The 16,725-nt window shown below is 43.2% G+C and carries 13 protein-coding genes; 10 read left to right on the forward strand and 3 right to left on the reverse strand.

The window, feature by feature from the left end:
* Nucleotides 1-337 precede the first annotated feature (337 nt).
* The 5 genes from EV207_RS20015 (at nucleotide 338) to EV207_RS20035 (ending at nucleotide 7,699) form a co-directional block, all read left to right on the forward strand.
* On the forward strand, nucleotides 338-1,762 hold the full coding sequence (locus EV207_RS20015) for an aldehyde dehydrogenase family protein (RefSeq protein WP_132747934.1): 1,425 nt from the start codon (nucleotides 338-340) through the stop codon (nucleotides 1,760-1,762).
* A gap of 504 nt (nucleotides 1,763-2,266) precedes the next feature.
* Nucleotides 2,267-3,220: a TAXI family TRAP transporter solute-binding subunit gene (locus EV207_RS20020; protein ID WP_132747935.1), complete on the forward strand. Its 954-nt coding sequence runs from the start codon at nucleotides 2,267-2,269 to the stop codon at nucleotides 3,218-3,220.
* 57 nt (nucleotides 3,221-3,277) lie between these two features.
* Nucleotides 3,278-3,832 (forward strand): DUF1850 domain-containing protein, encoded by a 555-nt coding sequence (locus EV207_RS20025; RefSeq protein ID WP_132747936.1) that lies wholly within the window; start codon nucleotides 3,278-3,280, stop codon nucleotides 3,830-3,832.
* Nucleotides 3,833-3,863: 31 nt separating this feature from the next.
* Nucleotides 3,864-5,792: a TRAP transporter permease gene (locus tag EV207_RS20030; RefSeq protein ID WP_132747947.1), complete on the forward strand. Its 1,929-nt coding sequence runs from the start codon at nucleotides 3,864-3,866 to the stop codon at nucleotides 5,790-5,792.
* 299 nt (nucleotides 5,793-6,091) lie between these two features.
* Nucleotides 6,092-7,699, forward strand: a complete 1,608-nt coding sequence (locus tag EV207_RS20035; protein ID WP_165887021.1) for an APC family permease — start codon at nucleotides 6,092-6,094, stop codon at nucleotides 7,697-7,699.
* Between the two features lie 257 nt (nucleotides 7,700-7,956).
* Here the strand turns inward: EV207_RS20035 and EV207_RS20040 are convergent, their stop codons facing one another.
* Nucleotides 7,957-9,030 carry a LysM peptidoglycan-binding domain-containing protein gene (locus EV207_RS20040; protein WP_132747938.1) on the reverse strand — a complete coding sequence of 358 codons (1,074 nt, stop codon included), beginning with the start codon at nucleotides 9,028-9,030 and terminating at the stop codon, nucleotides 7,957-7,959.
* A 225-nt stretch (nucleotides 9,031-9,255) separates the two neighbouring features.
* Nucleotides 9,256-10,248, reverse strand: coding sequence for a peptide-methionine (S)-S-oxide reductase MsrA (gene msrA, locus EV207_RS20045; RefSeq protein WP_132747939.1), 993 nt, complete (start codon nucleotides 10,246-10,248; stop codon nucleotides 9,256-9,258).
* Nucleotides 10,249-10,605: 357 nt separating this feature from the next.
* Between msrA and EV207_RS20050 the strand changes: the two genes are divergently transcribed.
* The 4 genes from EV207_RS20050 to EV207_RS20065 all read left to right on the forward strand — a co-directional run bounded on the left by EV207_RS20050 (nucleotide 10,606) and on the right by EV207_RS20065 (nucleotide 14,080).
* The gene (locus tag EV207_RS20050; RefSeq protein ID WP_132747940.1) at nucleotides 10,606-11,181 is read left to right on the forward strand and encodes a uracil-DNA glycosylase; all 576 of its coding nucleotides are present in this window, start codon (nucleotides 10,606-10,608) and stop codon (nucleotides 11,179-11,181) included.
* A gap of 65 nt (nucleotides 11,182-11,246) precedes the next feature.
* Nucleotides 11,247-11,591 carry a YojF family protein gene (locus EV207_RS20055; protein WP_132747941.1) on the forward strand — a complete coding sequence of 115 codons (345 nt, stop codon included), beginning with the start codon at nucleotides 11,247-11,249 and terminating at the stop codon, nucleotides 11,589-11,591.
* A 40-nt stretch (nucleotides 11,592-11,631) separates the two neighbouring features.
* A complete protein-coding gene (bshB2, locus tag EV207_RS20060) occupies nucleotides 11,632-12,291 on the forward strand; it encodes a bacillithiol biosynthesis deacetylase BshB2 (RefSeq protein WP_132747942.1) in 660 nt (219 codons plus the stop codon).
* 232 nt (nucleotides 12,292-12,523) lie between these two features.
* A complete protein-coding gene (locus tag EV207_RS20065; RefSeq protein WP_132747943.1) occupies nucleotides 12,524-14,080 on the forward strand; it encodes a fatty acid--CoA ligase in 1,557 nt (518 codons plus the stop codon).
* Nucleotides 14,081-14,123: 43 nt separating this feature from the next.
* On the opposite strand, the gene EV207_RS20070 is transcribed toward EV207_RS20065, so the two are convergent.
* Nucleotides 14,124-15,635 carry a SpoIID/LytB domain-containing protein gene (locus EV207_RS20070; RefSeq protein ID WP_132747944.1) on the reverse strand — a complete coding sequence of 504 codons (1,512 nt, stop codon included), beginning with the start codon at nucleotides 15,633-15,635 and terminating at the stop codon, nucleotides 14,124-14,126.
* Nucleotides 15,636-15,819: 184 nt separating this feature from the next.
* Between EV207_RS20070 and pdxK the strand changes: the two genes are divergently transcribed.
* Nucleotides 15,820-16,650, forward strand: a complete 831-nt coding sequence (pdxK, locus tag EV207_RS20075; RefSeq protein ID WP_132747945.1) for a pyridoxine/pyridoxal/pyridoxamine kinase — start codon at nucleotides 15,820-15,822, stop codon at nucleotides 16,648-16,650.
* The last annotated feature ends 75 nt before the right edge of the window (nucleotides 16,651-16,725 follow it).

Below are 16,725 nucleotides of genomic sequence, written 5' to 3' on the forward strand. Positions count from 1 at the left end.
TATGTTCATTAAATCATCATAATTTGATAAAAAAATTGTCACGATTTATCCCCCAATCGTTCAAAAATGCTTGTATTGTCTAAATTTGAGGGAAATTTCACCCTATTCAGACGTGTTCCAAGTCCATTCATTCTTAGTTAAAGTCCTTTCTTATCATCTATTAAAATCCCCTATTTCATTCAAAAAAATATGTTTTATCGATTGAATTTTATCTTTATGACACAAGAGCATATTGTCCAGGACAAGAACATAACATGGTATGGACATTGGCTTGTTTTATATTCTCTATTTAAGGGTATTGAAATAATAAATTAGAAATCAAAGGGGTTTTAAGTATATGCGCAACTATTTGAAGCATTTTATTAATGGGGAATGGGTCGAATCAACGGGGTCAGAAACAATGGATGTGATCAATCCGGCAACGGAGAAAGTTGCCGGACGTATCAGTCTAGGCACTCTGGAAGATCTCGACCATGCGGTTCAGGCGGCGCGGGAGGCTATCCCGACATTCTCAACGACATCTAGGGAAGAGCGAATCCAAATGCTTGAAGCCATTAGCGATGAATATGAAAAGCGTAAGGATGACTTTGTTGATGCTATTACAGAGGAATTGGGTTCACCCCGGTCACTTTCCGAAAATGTCCACTATTCTATGGGTCTAAATCATTTCCGTGAAACAGCTAGATTGTTAAAAGACTTCTCCTTTACTGAGAAGCGCGGCGATACCACTATTATTAAGGAAGCAGTCGGTGTGAGCGGATTGATTACACCATGGAACTTTCCAACCAATCAGACATCAACCAAAATTGCCGGCGCTTTTGCGGCAGGAAGCCCGGTTGTCTTAAAACCTGCGGAAATCACGCCGTTCGCTGCCGTCATTCTAGCGGAAGTCTTTGAAGCAGCGGGCGTGCCTAAAGGAGTATTTAACCTTGTTAACGGTACAGGTGAAGTCATTGGCAACGGGATTAGTTCCCACCCGGACATCGATTTAGTCTCTTTCACTGGCTCAAGCGCTGTTGGGCAAAAAGTTATGGAAAACGCCGCGAAAACAATTAAAAAAGTTGCACTTGAACTCGGAGGCAAATCCCCGCTCATTGTCTTAGAGGATGCCGATTTAAAAGAAGCGGCAAAAATCGCAGTCTCAAATGTCGTCATGAACACAGGACAAGTTTGTACGGCAGCGACACGGACGCTAGTGCCAAAGGCAATGCATGATGACTTTATCGAAGCCGTAAAAGCCGTATTGCCAAGATTTCCGGTCGGCGATCCGAATGGGAAAAACTTTGTCGGACCGCTCGTAGCCCAAAAACAATGGGATCGTGTTCAATCCTATATTCAAAAGGGCATTGATGAAGGAGCGACGCTTGTTGCGGGCGGCCCTGGAAAACCTGAAGGCCTTGAAACAGGCTATTTCGTTAAGCCAACAGTTTTCACAAATGTAAAGAATGACATGGTGATTGCCCGGGAGGAAATTTTCGGACCGGTCATGTCCATCATTACCTACGAAACATTGGATGAAGCAATCGCCATTGCCAATGACACTGAATACGGTTTGGCTGGCTACATTGTCGGAAAAGACGAAGGAACCATTAACAAAGTTGCCTCTAGCATTCGGGCCGGACAAATTCGCGTCAATAAAGCGCAAACGGACTTCTCGGCTCCATTTGGCGGATATAAGAAATCCGGGATCGGCAGAGAATGGGGCGACTTCGGCATCGAAGAATATCTCGAAGTAAAAGCCGTCTTGGGCATGTCTTCTTAAGATGATGTGAACATAAAAATAAACATTGGGAGTGTCATCGAAAGTTTGATGGCACTCTTTTATTGTGTGGCCGCGCTAAGGTTGCTGGTTTGGGGTTCCATCCTTCTTACGAAGGGCATTTACCACAATTTAACGCCATAATCAAAACTTGACGGTGTTGTGATAAAAATCTATAATGTAATTATTACAAAATTGTAATTTGTACAAGTTTTTCTGCTCTTAATATCACCTTCATGTCATTAACCTCACAGCTAAACTATGAAACCGCTATCAATGCTATTTTCAAGTTAGCGGGGACCATTCTCATAAAGAGCTACAAAGGTAATGTAATTTTAGAGATCCCTTATTATAAAAAGCAAATAATTTTGGACCACCCATCATATACCATAACAAGGGATCCTGGACTAACTAGCATTTATTTATATTTGGGGGACGTTCATAGTTCAGAATCGGGTGTCTGAACATTAGAACTTCACTTATAAAAAGAATAAAGAGGGGGATTTGATGAGGAAAAAGCTATTTATTTCATCTATTGTACTTGTCCTTGGCTTAATCTTCGCCCTGGCAGGCTGTAACAAGAATAAAGAACTCAGCCTTGTAACCGGCGGGACTGGCGGCACTTATTATCCATTAGGCGGTGAAATGGCAAAGGTTATTAATAAAAATACCGATGTTCATATCACAGCACAATCATCCGGGGCTTCGGTTGAAAACATGCAATCTCTTCAAAAAGGTGAAGCAGATCTTGCTTTCACACAAACGGATATTGCAAACTATGCTGTCAACGGAAAATTGATGTTTAAAGGCGGTAAGGTTGACAACGTTAAAGCAATTGGAACACTTTATCCAGAAACAATCCAAATTGTTGCTCTTAAAGATAGCGGCATTAAATCTGTTGCCGATCTTAAAGGTAAAAAGGTTTCTATCGGCGCTCCCGGCAGCGGTACAGAAGCCAACGCAACACAAATTTTAGAAGTTTACGGCTTGTCTACCGACGATATTGATGCCAAGCACCTCTCTTTTGATGAGTCAACTGACGGTATCCAAGACGGCAGTATCGATGCCGCATTTGTTACTGCCGGTGCTCCTACAGGTGCTGTATCCGCGCTTTCAGCTCAAAAAGACGTCACAATCATACCAATTGACAAGGATAAGGCGGAGGCTTTAAAGCAAAAGTATCCATTCTATTCTGATGATGTCGTTAAGCAAGGCACTTATAAGCTGCCAAACGATGTCCATACTGTAGCCGTTAAGGCTATGCTTGTGGCATCAACTGACCTTGATGAGGATACCGTGTATAACATTACCAAAGGTTTATTTGATAATCTTGATAAGCTTACAAATGCCAAAAAGGAATACATTTCTGCCAAAAATGCCGTCGACGGGATCGGCATAAAGCTTCACCCAGGCGCTGAAAAATACTTTAAAGAAAAAGGTATTAAAATACCTAAGCAGTAAGGAGTTGTCAATACAAACCGAAGGCTTCTAGTGAAGCCTTCGGTTTGTATGTCATAAATGAAAATGAAAAGAATCAAACAAATATTTAGCCAGAAGCGGGTGATGGTGGTCATTGGCCTGCTAATTCTGGCAGTATTAATCCTTATTACACCATTTAATAAGTCTTTAGTCTTTGAATATCAAGATACTGGAAAAATATTAGCTTTTTACCCTATTAAAAACACCAACCATTTCTCAATTCGTTATATTCATTCAATACATCTCACTCCCGTGCAGGAGTTTTATACCATTAAAGGGAAACATATTGTTCAAACAAAATTGACATATGAAAATTTTGCAATTGGAATGCCCTCGCATGCTCAGGGTAATGAAACATTTACCCAAAAAGGGAAGACCTACATTCTATCAAACATGAACCGTTCTTTTCCCTATGTCGACCTGCGGGTTGGCCAAGTTGTATCAAATCACACATTGATCATCAGCCATCACCAATATCCAATACATGCCTTTACGGGCAAAGGCATGTGGGTTCGAATAAGGGTCCATAAGATAAATTTATGGGAGATGATGAAAGGAGTTAATATTCTTGAGCGACAAGACAACAAGAAATGACCAACTAAGCGACCAAGAACTTGAAGAAATCATGGGAAAATACGACCCAGAATCCGGTTTTAGAAAGTTAACTGGAATTTTATACTGGATCGTTACTATAGGATTATTCGCATTTTCAGTTTTCCAACTTTACACCGCAATCTTTGGTGTTTTCACTGCACAGATTCAGCGAACCATTCACTTAGGTTTTGCCCTTTCGCTGATATTCCTGCTCTTTCCTGCATCAAAGAAAAAAAGAAAGAAAAAAAGATTCCAAATCACCTGGCTGGACGGCATTCTATCAGCTTTAAGTGTTGTTATTGGCCTCTATTGGCCATTGAACATCAATGAACTTGTTTTAAGGGCAGGAAGGTTAACAACGATTGACCTTATCATTGGCTTTATCGCGATTATCCTTGTCTTAGAAGCTGCTAGACGGGTTGTCGGATTGCCTATCACCATTATTTCAATCATCTTTCTGTTATACGCCTATTTTGGCCCTTATATGCCTAGTTTTCTTGCCCATCGGGGGCTCAGCCTTGAACGCATAAGCCAAACAATGTTTTTTTCAACCGAAGGCATTCTAGGTACACCGCTCGCGGTATCTTCTACCTTTATCTTCCTATTCCTGCTTTTTGGTGCATTCTTGATCAAAACGGGAGTCGGTCAATACTTTAATGACTTAGCCCTGACACTTGCTGGTAGACGGGTCGGTGGTCCTGCAAAAGTTGCGATCTTCTCGAGCGCATTGCAAGGGACGATTAGCGGGAGTTCGGTTGCAAACGTTGTTACGTCTGGTTCATTTACTATTCCTATGATGAAAAAGCTCGGCTATAAGAAAGAATTTGCTGGAGCCGTGGAAGCAGCCGCATCGACAGGCGGGCAACTTATGCCCCCGATCATGGGGGCAGCGGCTTTCTTAATGGTTGAGTTCATCGGCCACGGCATTACCTACTGGGATATTGCAAAAGCTGCCGCCATTCCTGCCGTGCTTTATTTTACAGGGATTTGGATTATGACACACTTCGAAGCAAAAAGGATCGGTTTGCGTGGGCTTGATAAAAGCGAAGTCCCTAATAAGATTGCGATCCTAAAGAAAATATACCTCCTCTTCCCACTTGTCGGCATCGTATTCCTGCTTATGACAGGTACAAGTGCCACACGCTCAGCTCTATGGGCTATTGTTTTTACGATTCTTGTCGGAGCTGTTAATAAAGCAACGCGAATGGGCATAAAGGATATTTTCGATGCTTTGGTAAATGGCGCCAGAACCGCTCTTGGTGTCGCTTCAGCAACAGCATGTGCCGGTATTATCGTGGGTGTGGTCACTGCTACAGGGCTTGGCCTTAAGCTGGCAAACGGTCTTGTAACATTGTCGGGAGGCATTCTTATTCTCACCCTATTCTTTACCATGATTGCATCCCTGATCCTTGGCATGGGTTCACCCACAACAGCAAATTACGTTATTACATCGACAATTGCTGCACCAGCCTTGATTCTTTTAAATGTGCCAATCCTCTCAGCCCATATGTTCGTTTTCTATTTTGGTATCATTGCGGACATTACACCGCCTGTTGCACTCGCAGCATTCGCAGCTTCAGGGGTATCAGGGGGGGAGCCGATAAAAACTGGCATAAATTCATCAAAGTTGGCCATCGCCGCCTTTATCATCCCGTACATTTTCGTTCTCTCTCCTGAGTTATTGATGATTGATACAACGTGGTACCAGACCATTTGGGTTGTATTTACATCACTGATCGGGATGATTTCAATCGGTGCAGGCATGATCGGTTACTGGATGCGCAGGGTGACGCCGATCGAAAGGATCATCGCCATTGCTGCAGGACTTCTGCTCATTTATCCTGGGTCGATAACAGATGCTATCGGTCTTGCATCTGTCATTATTCTATTTGCCTTACAGTTCATCCTTAAAATAAAAGATAAGAACCATACCGCACCATTACCATCTGCACAAAAATAATAGGAAAAACTAGGCTGCCGGCATGATATTTGCTGGCAGCCCTTTTCTATGCCAAGGGCATAACCGCTTTGTGTTATAAATGTCCTTTGTTATAATAAAAGAACCCAAACTTTTCCCATAATTCTAGATTCGGCCAACACATTTAGACTATGTATCTACGAATGGACTAGTTATGGCATGGGAAAGGTTATAAAATAGATTCATAGGGCGATAATTAGCTGAAAATTTTACTAATTTAGAGTAGTCCGCATATCATCTTAATGAGGGGTCTTAAAAAAACGTCAAACAAGGAGGTACTTATGGCACAGAATAATGGAACTTTCAAAAGGCAATTAAGTACACTGGATTTAACGTTCTTAGGTGTTGGTTCAATTATTGGCTCGGGTTGGCTTTATGCCGCTGCTACCGCTACAGGGTTCGCCGGACCATACGCTTGGATCTCATGGCTTATTGGGGCTGCCATCATCATCTTGATTGGATTTGTCTACGCCGAGCTTGGGGCTGCCATGCCAGTCGCAGGAGGGTTCGTCCGTTATCCCGATTTTACACACGGATCCGTCGTTGGCTTTCTAATTGGCTTTATCTCAATGCTTGCATATTCTGCAGTTATCAGTATCGAATCACAGGCTGTCCGCGGTTATTTGGAATACTGGTTTGATGGATTAGGCCACAGTGACGGCACACCGACATTTGCCGGCTTTGCGGTGCAATTCGCCCTAATCATTATTTTTTTCCTATTGAATTATTGGAGTGTTAACTTTTTTGGGAAGACAAACACATTCGTTACAGTATTTAAATTTGTCGTACCCATCATTATCATTATTGCCCTTTTAACCCATTTTGATCCTTCTAACTTTAGTATAACTGATTCAAATCCTGGCGGGATTAAAGGAATCTTTACCGCCGTTACCGGGGCCGGAATTGTATTCGCTTTCAATGGGTTCCGTCAGCCAATTGAGTTTGCGGGGGAAGCGAAAAACCCCGAAAAAGGTGTCCCTTTCGCCATTTTATATTCAGTATTGATCGGTCTCGCCGTATACATGCTGCTGCAAATTGCTTATATCGGGGCTGTTCCCCATGATATGTTAGGAAAAGGCTGGGGTGCCATTCATTTTGATTCGCCATGGGCAGATTTAGCCGCAGCAATGGGGCTTGTCTGGTTGGCTAACCTCGTCTTAATCGATGCCGTGATATCGCCATCTGCCACAGGCAACATCTACTTTTCCGCATCAGCCCGTTCATTGTTCGCTTGGGCTAAAAACGGGTATTTCTTTAAGGTCTTTCAAAAGATTGACCCAAAATCAGGGCTGCCTCGTGCAACATTGTGGCTGACACTCATTTTGGCTATCCTCTGGATGCTTCCTGGGCGCTTCCAGGCATGGGCGGACTTGGTGGATGCCAGTACTTCAGCCAAGGCCATGACCTTTGTAGTCGGCCCGGTATCATTGATGGCTCTTCGTCACAAGAAACCTGATTTGCATCGGCCATTTTTACTCAGGGCCGCTAAATTCTTTACACCATTGGCATTCATTGCTGCAACATTGGTTATTTATTGGAGCCAATGGAAAGTTATTTCTTTCCTTATTCCGATCGTCATCGTTTCTTTGATACTCTACCTGATTTTCGTCCTTCGCGAAAAATCTTACACTAAAGAAAAGGTTCTGAGTCATTTTAATGCCGGTTGGTGGTTAATCTTTTACTATGCTTTTCTTATGATTATCTCCTACATTGGCAGCTATGGGCCGATGAAAAGTCACTTGTTAATAGCACCTTGGGACACTGTTATCACTGCAATCGGTGCACTTATCTTCTATTATTGGGGTGTAAAATCGGCATTAGCTGAACCGCGTATCGAGACAAGTGATGTTGAGGAGACCGCATATCAAGCCGAGCATAAGAACGACTAGATTCATTTAATCATATTTAATTGTTCCATAAAGAAAACTCCGATTGGCGAAGACAGAGGCATAATTGCGACGCACAGGACGTGCTAGTACTGGCGTTGTAACAGGATGTTACGTCTTTAGCCAGTGCACTTATGTGCGTCAGAAAGGCTACTGCCTGCCACCTCGTCAACGTTGCCTTGCGACGAAGCGAAGTGGAGGAGCACATATACTTTCTGATTAACTAAAAAAACCCGCAGCGCATGCGGGTTTTTTATTAATTAATTTGGTATGGCAAGCTTCTGACCCGGGTAGATCAGTGTAGATGAAAGATTGTTATATTTCATCAATTTATTAACGGTTATATCGTTTAACATCGCGATTTCCCAAAGCGTGTCACCGCTTTTTACTTTATAGGAAGAACGGGGGCCGCTTCCGTTTGCTGAAGAGACATTGCTGCCTGAATCCTTCGATGGGCCATTGCCGCTAATTGTGATCTCTTGCCCCGGATAAATAATATTAGATGTCAGGTTGTTCAAGTCTTTTAGTTCGGACACTGACATATCATTATTATTGGCAATAACCCATAATGAATCACCAGATTTTACCGTATAAACGCTTGAATGCTCTTGTGAAGATGAACCGCTATTTCCCTTAGAATCATCATTCACGCTTCCCGAACTTGATACCTTTAATTTCTGCCCTGGGTAAATAATATCTGAGGACAGATTATTCAAAGATTTTATTTTCGATATCGAGACATCATACTTGCGGCTGATTCCCCAAAGACTATCGCCAGACTTGACGGTATATACTTTCCCGCCACTACTACTATCTGAATGGCTGCTAGTCCCGCTTTCAACAGATGATGACCCTGAGGCGTTCGTATCCAGCACACGTCGAGCGGTTACAAAGCGGGGCCCCCAATACCAAGTTGCAAAAGCGTCAGTGATTTTCACACCGTACTTATATTCAGCGCTAATCATCTTACCGTTCCCTATGTATATGCCTACATGGCTAATATCATTGATGCTGGCTTTGCCATTATCATTTGTGTCATAGAATAACAGATCGCCGGCCTTCAGGTTGTTTTTACTAACTTCAACACCCGTCCTGGCCTGCTGGGATGATGTCCGCGGGAGATTAATACCATATTTCTTGAATACCGTAACCGTAAAGGATGAACAATCAAAGCTGTTTGTCTGGCCTACTGGAGCACCATATTGGTATGGCGTGCCGAGGTAACTCTTTCCTGTATTGACAATTTCGCTGCCCGTTGCCGCTTGTGCATAACCGCCTGCTGTGAAAACGATACCGCTTGCAATGGCTGCAAAGGGCAAAATTTGCTTTTTCAAAACATTCCCTCCCAAAAGTTATAGATATTATGGAAAATAGCGAATGAGATAATAAAACATCAAATTTAGTGAATTTAGCTAGAATTATGTAGAGTATATTATTTTCATCATATCAAACTATCTATTAAACTTATTTTACATTCATATTACAAAATTAGTAGAATCATAGATTTTAGTTATTTAAGGGCCAGGCTCGGATCTTTTGACCCGGGCCTGGCCCTTTTATCAAAACAGTTTCTTATATTCACTATAACCTTCTTGATCAAGCTCTTCTTTTGGAACAAACCTTAGCGCTGCAGAGTTAATGCAATATCTTTCGCCAGTTGGCCCTGGACCATCGTTAAACACATGACCGAGATGGGAATCCCCATATTTGCTCCTTACTTCCGTTCTGATCATAAAGTGGCTGAGGTCCTGCTTTTCCTTAACGTTAGCTAATCGAAGCGGTTTGGTAAAACTCGGCCAGCCACAGCCCGCATCATACTGATCCAAGGAACTAAACAATGGTTCACCTGAGACAATATCGACATAGATGCCTTCCTGCTTATTGTTCCAATAGTCATTATCGAAGGGCCGCTCAGTCCCGTTCCTTTGCGTGACTTGGTATTGGATATCGGTTAGTCGCTGCCTCAGTTCATTATCATCTTTCTCGACCTTCCAATTATTGTCGATGAAGTCTTGACGTCCAGAACCTTTATAATACCGTTTATAGTGGCTGGGGTTCTTTTTATAATAACTTTGATGATAATCTTCTGCCGGATAAAAAGTCTTTGCCGGAACGATTTCAGTCACGATCGGCTTAGCAAAACGTCCGCTTGCTTCCAAAGCCTTTTTGGAAGCTTCGGCGAGCTCTTTCTGCTTGTCATTATGATAGAAAATCGCCGTTCGGTAAGATGATCCACGGTCGTAGAATTGCCCGCCGCTGTCTGTTGGGTCAATTTGCTGCCAGTAAAGCTCCAAAATTTTCTCATATGGAAAGATCGCCGGATCAAACGTTATTTGAACCGCCTCAGCATGACCTGTCGTCTCCGAGCAGACTTCTTCATAAGTCGGGTTTTCCTTATGCCCGCCGGTGTAACCTGACACAACTTCAATAATCCCAGGAAGCTCATCAAAAGGCTTAACCATGCACCAAAAACATCCCCCTGCAAAGGTTGCCAGCTCCACATTTTGATTGTTTTCTTGATTCACCTTCGCCTCACCATCCTTTTTTAGCATTTTACTCTAAACCGACCCCTTTCATCCAATGTCATGCTTTAGCATAAAAATAATAAAACCTGGATAAGGAACTTTTTAGCAATCATTTTAATAAAAGATCATCTGCATCCATTGTTAGGATTTTTATCGGACTGTGGTTCCTTTATTCAGTCATTTAAGAGGTCATTTGAGTGGCTTTTGGGCAAATAACGGAATTTGAGTCCTATAATGAATGAGTGAAGCTTTTACCTCTGTTCTTCCGCACTCTTTTTCATTTGCTTATACACAGGAAAGTTGAATCAATTTAAATACGGTGTGCAAAATAAGAGAATTCGCTTCTCTTATTTTTTATCCTTCATTTTCAAAGGAGACCCTGACATGTCCGAATTCAAACCCGTTATTTTATCTGAAGATCCTGTTCCATGTGAAACAAAAGACTGCAAGAAATGCGGCCTATACACCCACGGGTCACGGATGGTTTGGGGCGAAGGCAACCCAGAAGCACCCCTTTACATTATTTTAGACAATCCAGGCGCACGTGAGGATAAAGAAGGCAACCCATATGTCTGCGGCACGAGGGAAACCTTGCAGGAAACAATCTCAGTTTGCGGCATGGATCTAAAAGATATTTATATCACTTACATTTTAAAGAGACGGCCAAGGAAGGCTTATGATAAACCTTGGGCAAGAGAAATGTGCATGACCCATTTGAACGCGCAGCTTCGTCAAAATCCTCAATTCCTCGTATGCCTAGGAAACGTCGCTGTCCAGTCATTTTTTGATAATCCTGAAGCTGAAGTCAAGCATTTACGAGGGGACTGGCACACTGTCAAAGGCTTTCCTACAGCCGTTTCTTATCATCCACTTGCGATAAGAAGGCGCCCTAATCTTCGTAAGATTTTCGCTGAAGACTGGGTGCTAATCAGCAAACGAGTCAAACGCGAGATTTTCTAGTAATATAGAGTTATCAAAACTTATCCATATAGTTTCCGCAATGTGTGCTAAAGGAGGTCTGCACTTTGAAACCGATTCAACAACAGGATGTTCAACGTGAACTCGAAACATTTATGAATCAGGATGTTTATTTGCACCTAGAAACGACTAACGGGGCCTATGCCTCACATTTTAATGAAAAGTTCTTTTCAGCAGGCGCTTATATCCGGAATGGTCTGGTCCGCTTTTCCCGCGGGCAAATTACCGGAGAGGGCCCCTATCGTATCGGTCTAAAAATGGATTTAGGATGGATTTATGCTGAAGGATTAACAGATTGGGAGTTAACCGATAATGGACAGCTGCTCCTTGCCGGACATGACCACGACGGCAAGCTTGCTGTTGCTCTTGAACTTAGCCATGAACCCTTTTAAAATAAGATTTTTCGCATAAAACTTTAAGGAGGTTTTGGATATGCAGCGTCCTGTACTTGTTGTATTCCCTCACCCGGATGATGAAGCATTTGGTGTATCCGGGTCAATCTCAAAATTTACAAATCAGGGTATCCCTGTCACCTATATCTGCATGACGCTCGGTGAAATGGGCAGAAACATGGGAAAACCAACATTTGCTACCCGTGAAAGTCTGCCACATATTCGCCGGAGTGAGCTTGAAGAGGCCTGCCGCCTTGCCGGTATTAAGGATTTGAGGCGATTCGGCCTGCGTGATAAGACGGTGGAATTTGAAGATCAGGAACAGCTCGCTGACCGGGTACTCGAGGTTATAAAAGAGCTTGATCCTCAGTTGATCATTACCTTTTACCCTGGTTACAGTGTCCATCCTGATCACGATGCCTGCGGTGCCGCTGTCATTCGTGCCGCCCGAAAGCTTCCCGAGAAGGAACGCCCTGTGATCAATTGCATCGCCTTCGCCCATAATACCATTGAAGATCTAGGCGAGCCTGATGTCAAACGTGATGTCAGCGATGTCATTGACCAAAAACTATCGGTTCTGCAGGCCCACCGTTCACAAACGGAAGCCATGGTGCAAGCTATGAAAGAACAAATTGATGCCAAAGATCCTGAAGTCATGGGCCGGTTTATAACCGAGAAATTCTGGACATATAAGTGGTAAATATAACATGAAAGACACCATTGAAGCGTCTATATAGGCTTCAATGGTGTTTTAATTTTTATGCTATTCTCCTCTTCTTTCCATGTTTCAAGCAGGTATTTTCATTATCAAGAATGAATAATGTAAAACAAGACAATCCCGCTCTTGATCATTATAGCTGCTTAATTTTAGATACCATTCTGGACATGTTTTTGAACCCGCCAAAAAATTTCAAATTGGGAGGAGAGCACATATGTCAACGACAATTGGACAGTTGTTTGAGCAGACGGTTCAGAAATACCCTGAGAGAGAGGCTCTTGTTGATACTAGGCTTGACAAGCGATGGACATTTCGGGAGTGGAATGAGGTTGTGAATCGGCTCGCAAACGCGCTGCTGGAAGCGGGTGTAAAAAAAGGTGATCGTGTGTCGACGTATCTTTATAATACGAGTGAAATGGGTACGATCCTTTTTGCCTGTGCAAAGATTGGCGCGGTGTTTAATCCGATAAATTTCCGGCTAAAGGCTGATGAACTGTCATACATTCTAAATAACGCGGAGCCGAAGATCATTTTTTTTGAAGAGGCGCTTACCGCTCAGGTTACACAAGCAAGGAATGGACTAGAGACTCAGCCGCTATTTTGGTCGATCAATGATCATCCCCCGGAATATGCCGCTAACTTTTATGAAAAGATAGCCTTATCATCTGATAGTGCCCCAATGATAGAAATCAATGAAAATGATCTGTACGCTATTATGTATACGAGCGGAACAACAGGCAGGCCAAAAGGTGTCATGCACCGCCACAGAGATATGGTTGAACAAAGTCTCGCCCTCATTGGCGCCATGCAGTTAACACAGCATGACCGCGGGCTTGTGATGGCTCCGATGTTCCATTGTGCTGAGCTTCACTGCGCTTTTCTTCCTAGAGTACAGGCGGGTGCCTGCAGTATTATCCTCCATCATTTTGAACCAGAACGTGCCCTTGAAACGATCCTGAATGAAAAAATCACAACACTGTTTGGCGCGCCAACCATGTGGAGCATGATGCTTCAGCAAAATCTTGAAAACTACGATCTATCATCTTTAAGAAACAGTCTATACGGCGGAGCCCCCATGGCCCCTGCCCTTGTTCGAAAATGCAAAGAGGCGGTTAATATCCAGCTTATTCAAGCTTACGGCATGACTGAAATGGGGCCGGCAATCACCTTTTTAATGGACGAGGATCAACTGAAGAAGGCGGGAGCTGCAGGACAGGCCATATACAATCATGAGGTACGGGTCGTAAAGCCAAATGAAAACGGGCCTTCAGAACCGGATGACATTCTTGAACCCGGTGACATCGGAGAGATTATTGTAAAAGGCAACAGCTTGATGGCCGGTTACTTCCATCGCGATGATGCAACAGCAGAAGCCATGTATAAGGGCTGGTATCACTCTGGGGATCTCGGGTATTTCGACAGAGATGGTTTTCTATTTGTCGCTGACCGTGTCGATGATATGGTGATCTCCGGCGGGGAAAATATCTATCCTCGTGAGGTAGAGGATCTTTTATTTGAACATGATGGGGTGCTCGATGCAGCCGTTCTTGGTGAACCCGATGCAAAGTGGGGCGAGCGGGTGATTGCCTATATTAAGAAAAAGGACCCTGCGTTAACTGCCGAAGACCTCGAGGCGTTTTGTAAATCAAACGGGAAGCTAGCAAACTATAAACGGCCGCGAAGATATATCTTTGTTGATGAACTGCCCCGCAATGCCAGCGGGAAGCTGCAGAAATTTTTGTTGCGGGAGCAGCTGGCAAATCAATCTTAATCCAAAAGAAAACTAAAGGGAGGACGTTTGGCCCTCCCTTACACTACTTTTCCTTCGATAAATACTTCTCATAAACATAGCCCTTTTGCTTACCAGATTGGACTTTGTACCATTCTCCCTTTTTTCCTAAAATCTCAACCCTTTGATCCTTTTTCAGCTGGCCAATAACTTTAAATGACATGGACGGGCCAGTTCTAAGGTTAAGTCTGATCGCATTCACCTTACCAGTTTGAAGCTTTTTATCCCCCGCCTTATTTGGCAGCGGGATAGCATTTTCAGGTTGATAGTCAGCCGATAGTGCTGCTCCATCATAATAGAAACCTAGAATGTCCTTATAGGTTTGTCCAGCTTCGGCCCGCTGCTTTGCGCCATATTGGCTCATTCCGACGCCGTGGCCGTCCCCGCGCCCTTCTATAGTGAGCTTATTTTTGCTATCTGACACATTATCAATGACATAGCTGCGAATTTGCCGATTGCCTAAGATCGCCCGAATCGTTGTTGCCGGCTTATTTTTCAGTTCAAGCTTATTGATCACCATCCGCTTTTTGGCGTCGACTTTACCTTTAACAAGATATTGAATGGCAAGGCTGCCTTTGGTGACCCTGCCGCCGGATCCTTTGTCACTGAATGATAGATTAGGGATTGCCACAACCTTAATCTCGTTACCTGCATAATCATTATTTCTCAGCCAATGTTTAATATTTTCCGCAATGACCTGATCCTTCTCTTTTGCCTTTGACCACCATTCGCCCGGATGTTTCAAATCCATACCGGCTAAATTGATTTGCTGCTTGTTAAAAGCAGTATGCCAAACCATCTTGGGATCATAAGGGTCATTTTTTACTTTTAAATAACCCAATGGCTTGCCGGACCAAGCGTTTGCATTGGATTCTGTCTTTCCGCCATTGCTTGCGGAGTATACAGCATCGACCAGTTTTCCATCATAATACATCACTTCGCCCCTTGTAAGGTTGACCGCCTTGTTGCTGGCAGGCTGCTGGTCGGCACCGCCGTATACCTGATAGCTTATTGTGTCATTGATCACCTTATCACCATACCTGAGGGCATATGTTCTGGCAGCGACTGCTTGGGCCTTGACCGCTTCTATATGCCATGAAGGCGGCATTTCCCTAGGGAGCACGCCTTTGACATAATCCTCTATTGAAAGGGTATTAATCGGTCTTACAAAACTGCCATTTTCCAGAATAAATTGAAAGGAACCGCCGTAGTCACGCCCGTTAACAGATAAACGGCTGCTGCCTTTTTTGGGGCTAACCGACAGTGTCTTAAATGAGCCGATCCTTTTTTTATCTTCATATAGTGACAGCTTCCTACCCTCAACTTTTAATATGTATGATTTTCCTTTGTGCAGCGTTTCAGGTTTCCCCTTAATGCTATAAGTATCTTGCGGTTCTAACGTAATGTGACTTTGGTTGCCCAAAAAATTCACAAGCTTCACCTTGACCATCGGCTCTGAAGCTGCATGAGATTGATATGCAGGAAGAATTGAAAACAATAGAATCATAGCAAAAAGAATGGAAAGCTTTCTTTTCATAGATTATCAATCCCCTTTTTTACTACTTTTTTGAATATTATAAAAGGATTTCTATTATTTTTCAAGGTAAATTCTACCTATTTTTCTTTACCCGCGCGTCGCCATTGGTATTTATCCTTTATTCTTATTATAATGAAAATATGCTTTGATCTATTTATTACAGCTATAGTAAGGAGAATGTCAAATGACTCATTATAAAGCATTAACCATTGCGGGATCAGACAGCTCGGGCGGCGCTGGTTTGCAGGCTGATTTGAAGACGTTCCAAGAGCTTGGCGTCTATGGGATATCTGCTCTTACGACTATTGTTGCGATGGATCCATATAATAATTGGGCGCATAACGTCTTCCCTGTTGATGTGAATACTGTAAAAGAACAACTGAAAACAAGCATTGTAGGCGTAGGTGTTGACGCGGTTAAGACCGGCATGCTCGGTTCACCGGAAATCATTGAGCTTGCCGCCAAATTCATGGAAGATCAGCACATGCAAAACATTGTGATCGACCCTGTCATGGTTTGTAAAGGGGCTGATGAAGAACTTCATCCAGAGAATACAACGAGCCTTCGTGACCTTCTTGTGCCTAAAGCGACTGTCGTCACGCCTAATCTCTTTGAGGCTGCTAAGTTAAGCGGGATGCCGCCGATTACAACCGTCGACCAAATGAAGGAAGCTGCGGTCAAAATCTTTGATCTCGGTCCCAAGTATGTGATGATCAAGGGCGGCAGCAAACTCGAATCTGAGAATAAAAAGGCGATCGATCTCCTTTACGATGGCCGTACCTTTGAGATCTTTGAATCAGAGCAAGTTAAAACAACCTATACCCACGGCGCCGGCTGCACGTATTCAGCTGCGATTACAGCGGAATTGGCGAAAGGCAGCACGGTGAAAGAGGCTGTTGCAACGGCAAAGGTTTTCATTACAGAAGCCATCAAGCATTCATACAAGCTTAATGACTACGTCGGTGCGACAAACCGCTCGGCTTACCGGGAGTATATAAACCTGAAATATTCATAGTCTAATGTCGATGTCCCAAGAAATTGGGTTATATCAGGGTTTTCAATGCCATAACTTTCACCTAAAAAATGAAAG

Source organism: Scopulibacillus darangshiensis, from assembly GCF_004341035.1.
Lineage (GTDB): Bacteria > Bacillota > Bacilli > Bacillales > Sporolactobacillaceae > Scopulibacillus > Scopulibacillus darangshiensis.

Excerpts from the sequence above, each read along its gene's own strand:
- EV207_RS20015 (WP_132747934.1), top strand. The coding sequence starts at position 338 with ATGCGCAACTATTTGAAGCATTTTATTAATGGGGAATGGGTCGAATCA.
- EV207_RS20020 (WP_132747935.1), top strand. The coding sequence starts at position 2,267 with ATGAGGAAAAAGCTATTTATTTCATCTATTGTACTTGTCCTTGGCTTA.
- EV207_RS20025 (WP_132747936.1), top strand. The coding sequence starts at position 3,278 with ATGAAAATGAAAAGAATCAAACAAATATTTAGCCAGAAGCGGGTGATG.
- EV207_RS20030 (WP_132747947.1), top strand. The coding sequence starts at position 3,864 with ATGGGAAAATACGACCCAGAATCCGGTTTTAGAAAGTTAACTGGAATT.
- EV207_RS20035 (WP_165887021.1), top strand. The coding sequence starts at position 6,092 with ATGGCACAGAATAATGGAACTTTCAAAAGGCAATTAAGTACACTGGAT.
- msrA (WP_132747939.1), bottom strand. The coding sequence starts at position 10,248 with ATGCTAAAAAAGGATGGTGAGGCGAAGGTGAATCAAGAAAACAATCAA.
- EV207_RS20050 (WP_132747940.1), top strand. The coding sequence starts at position 10,606 with ATGTCCGAATTCAAACCCGTTATTTTATCTGAAGATCCTGTTCCATGT.
- bshB2 (WP_132747942.1), top strand. The coding sequence starts at position 11,632 with ATGCAGCGTCCTGTACTTGTTGTATTCCCTCACCCGGATGATGAAGCA.
- EV207_RS20065 (WP_132747943.1), top strand. The coding sequence starts at position 12,524 with ATGTCAACGACAATTGGACAGTTGTTTGAGCAGACGGTTCAGAAATAC.
- EV207_RS20070 (WP_132747944.1), bottom strand. The coding sequence starts at position 15,635 with ATGAAAAGAAAGCTTTCCATTCTTTTTGCTATGATTCTATTGTTTTCA.
- pdxK (WP_132747945.1), top strand. The coding sequence starts at position 15,820 with ATGACTCATTATAAAGCATTAACCATTGCGGGATCAGACAGCTCGGGC.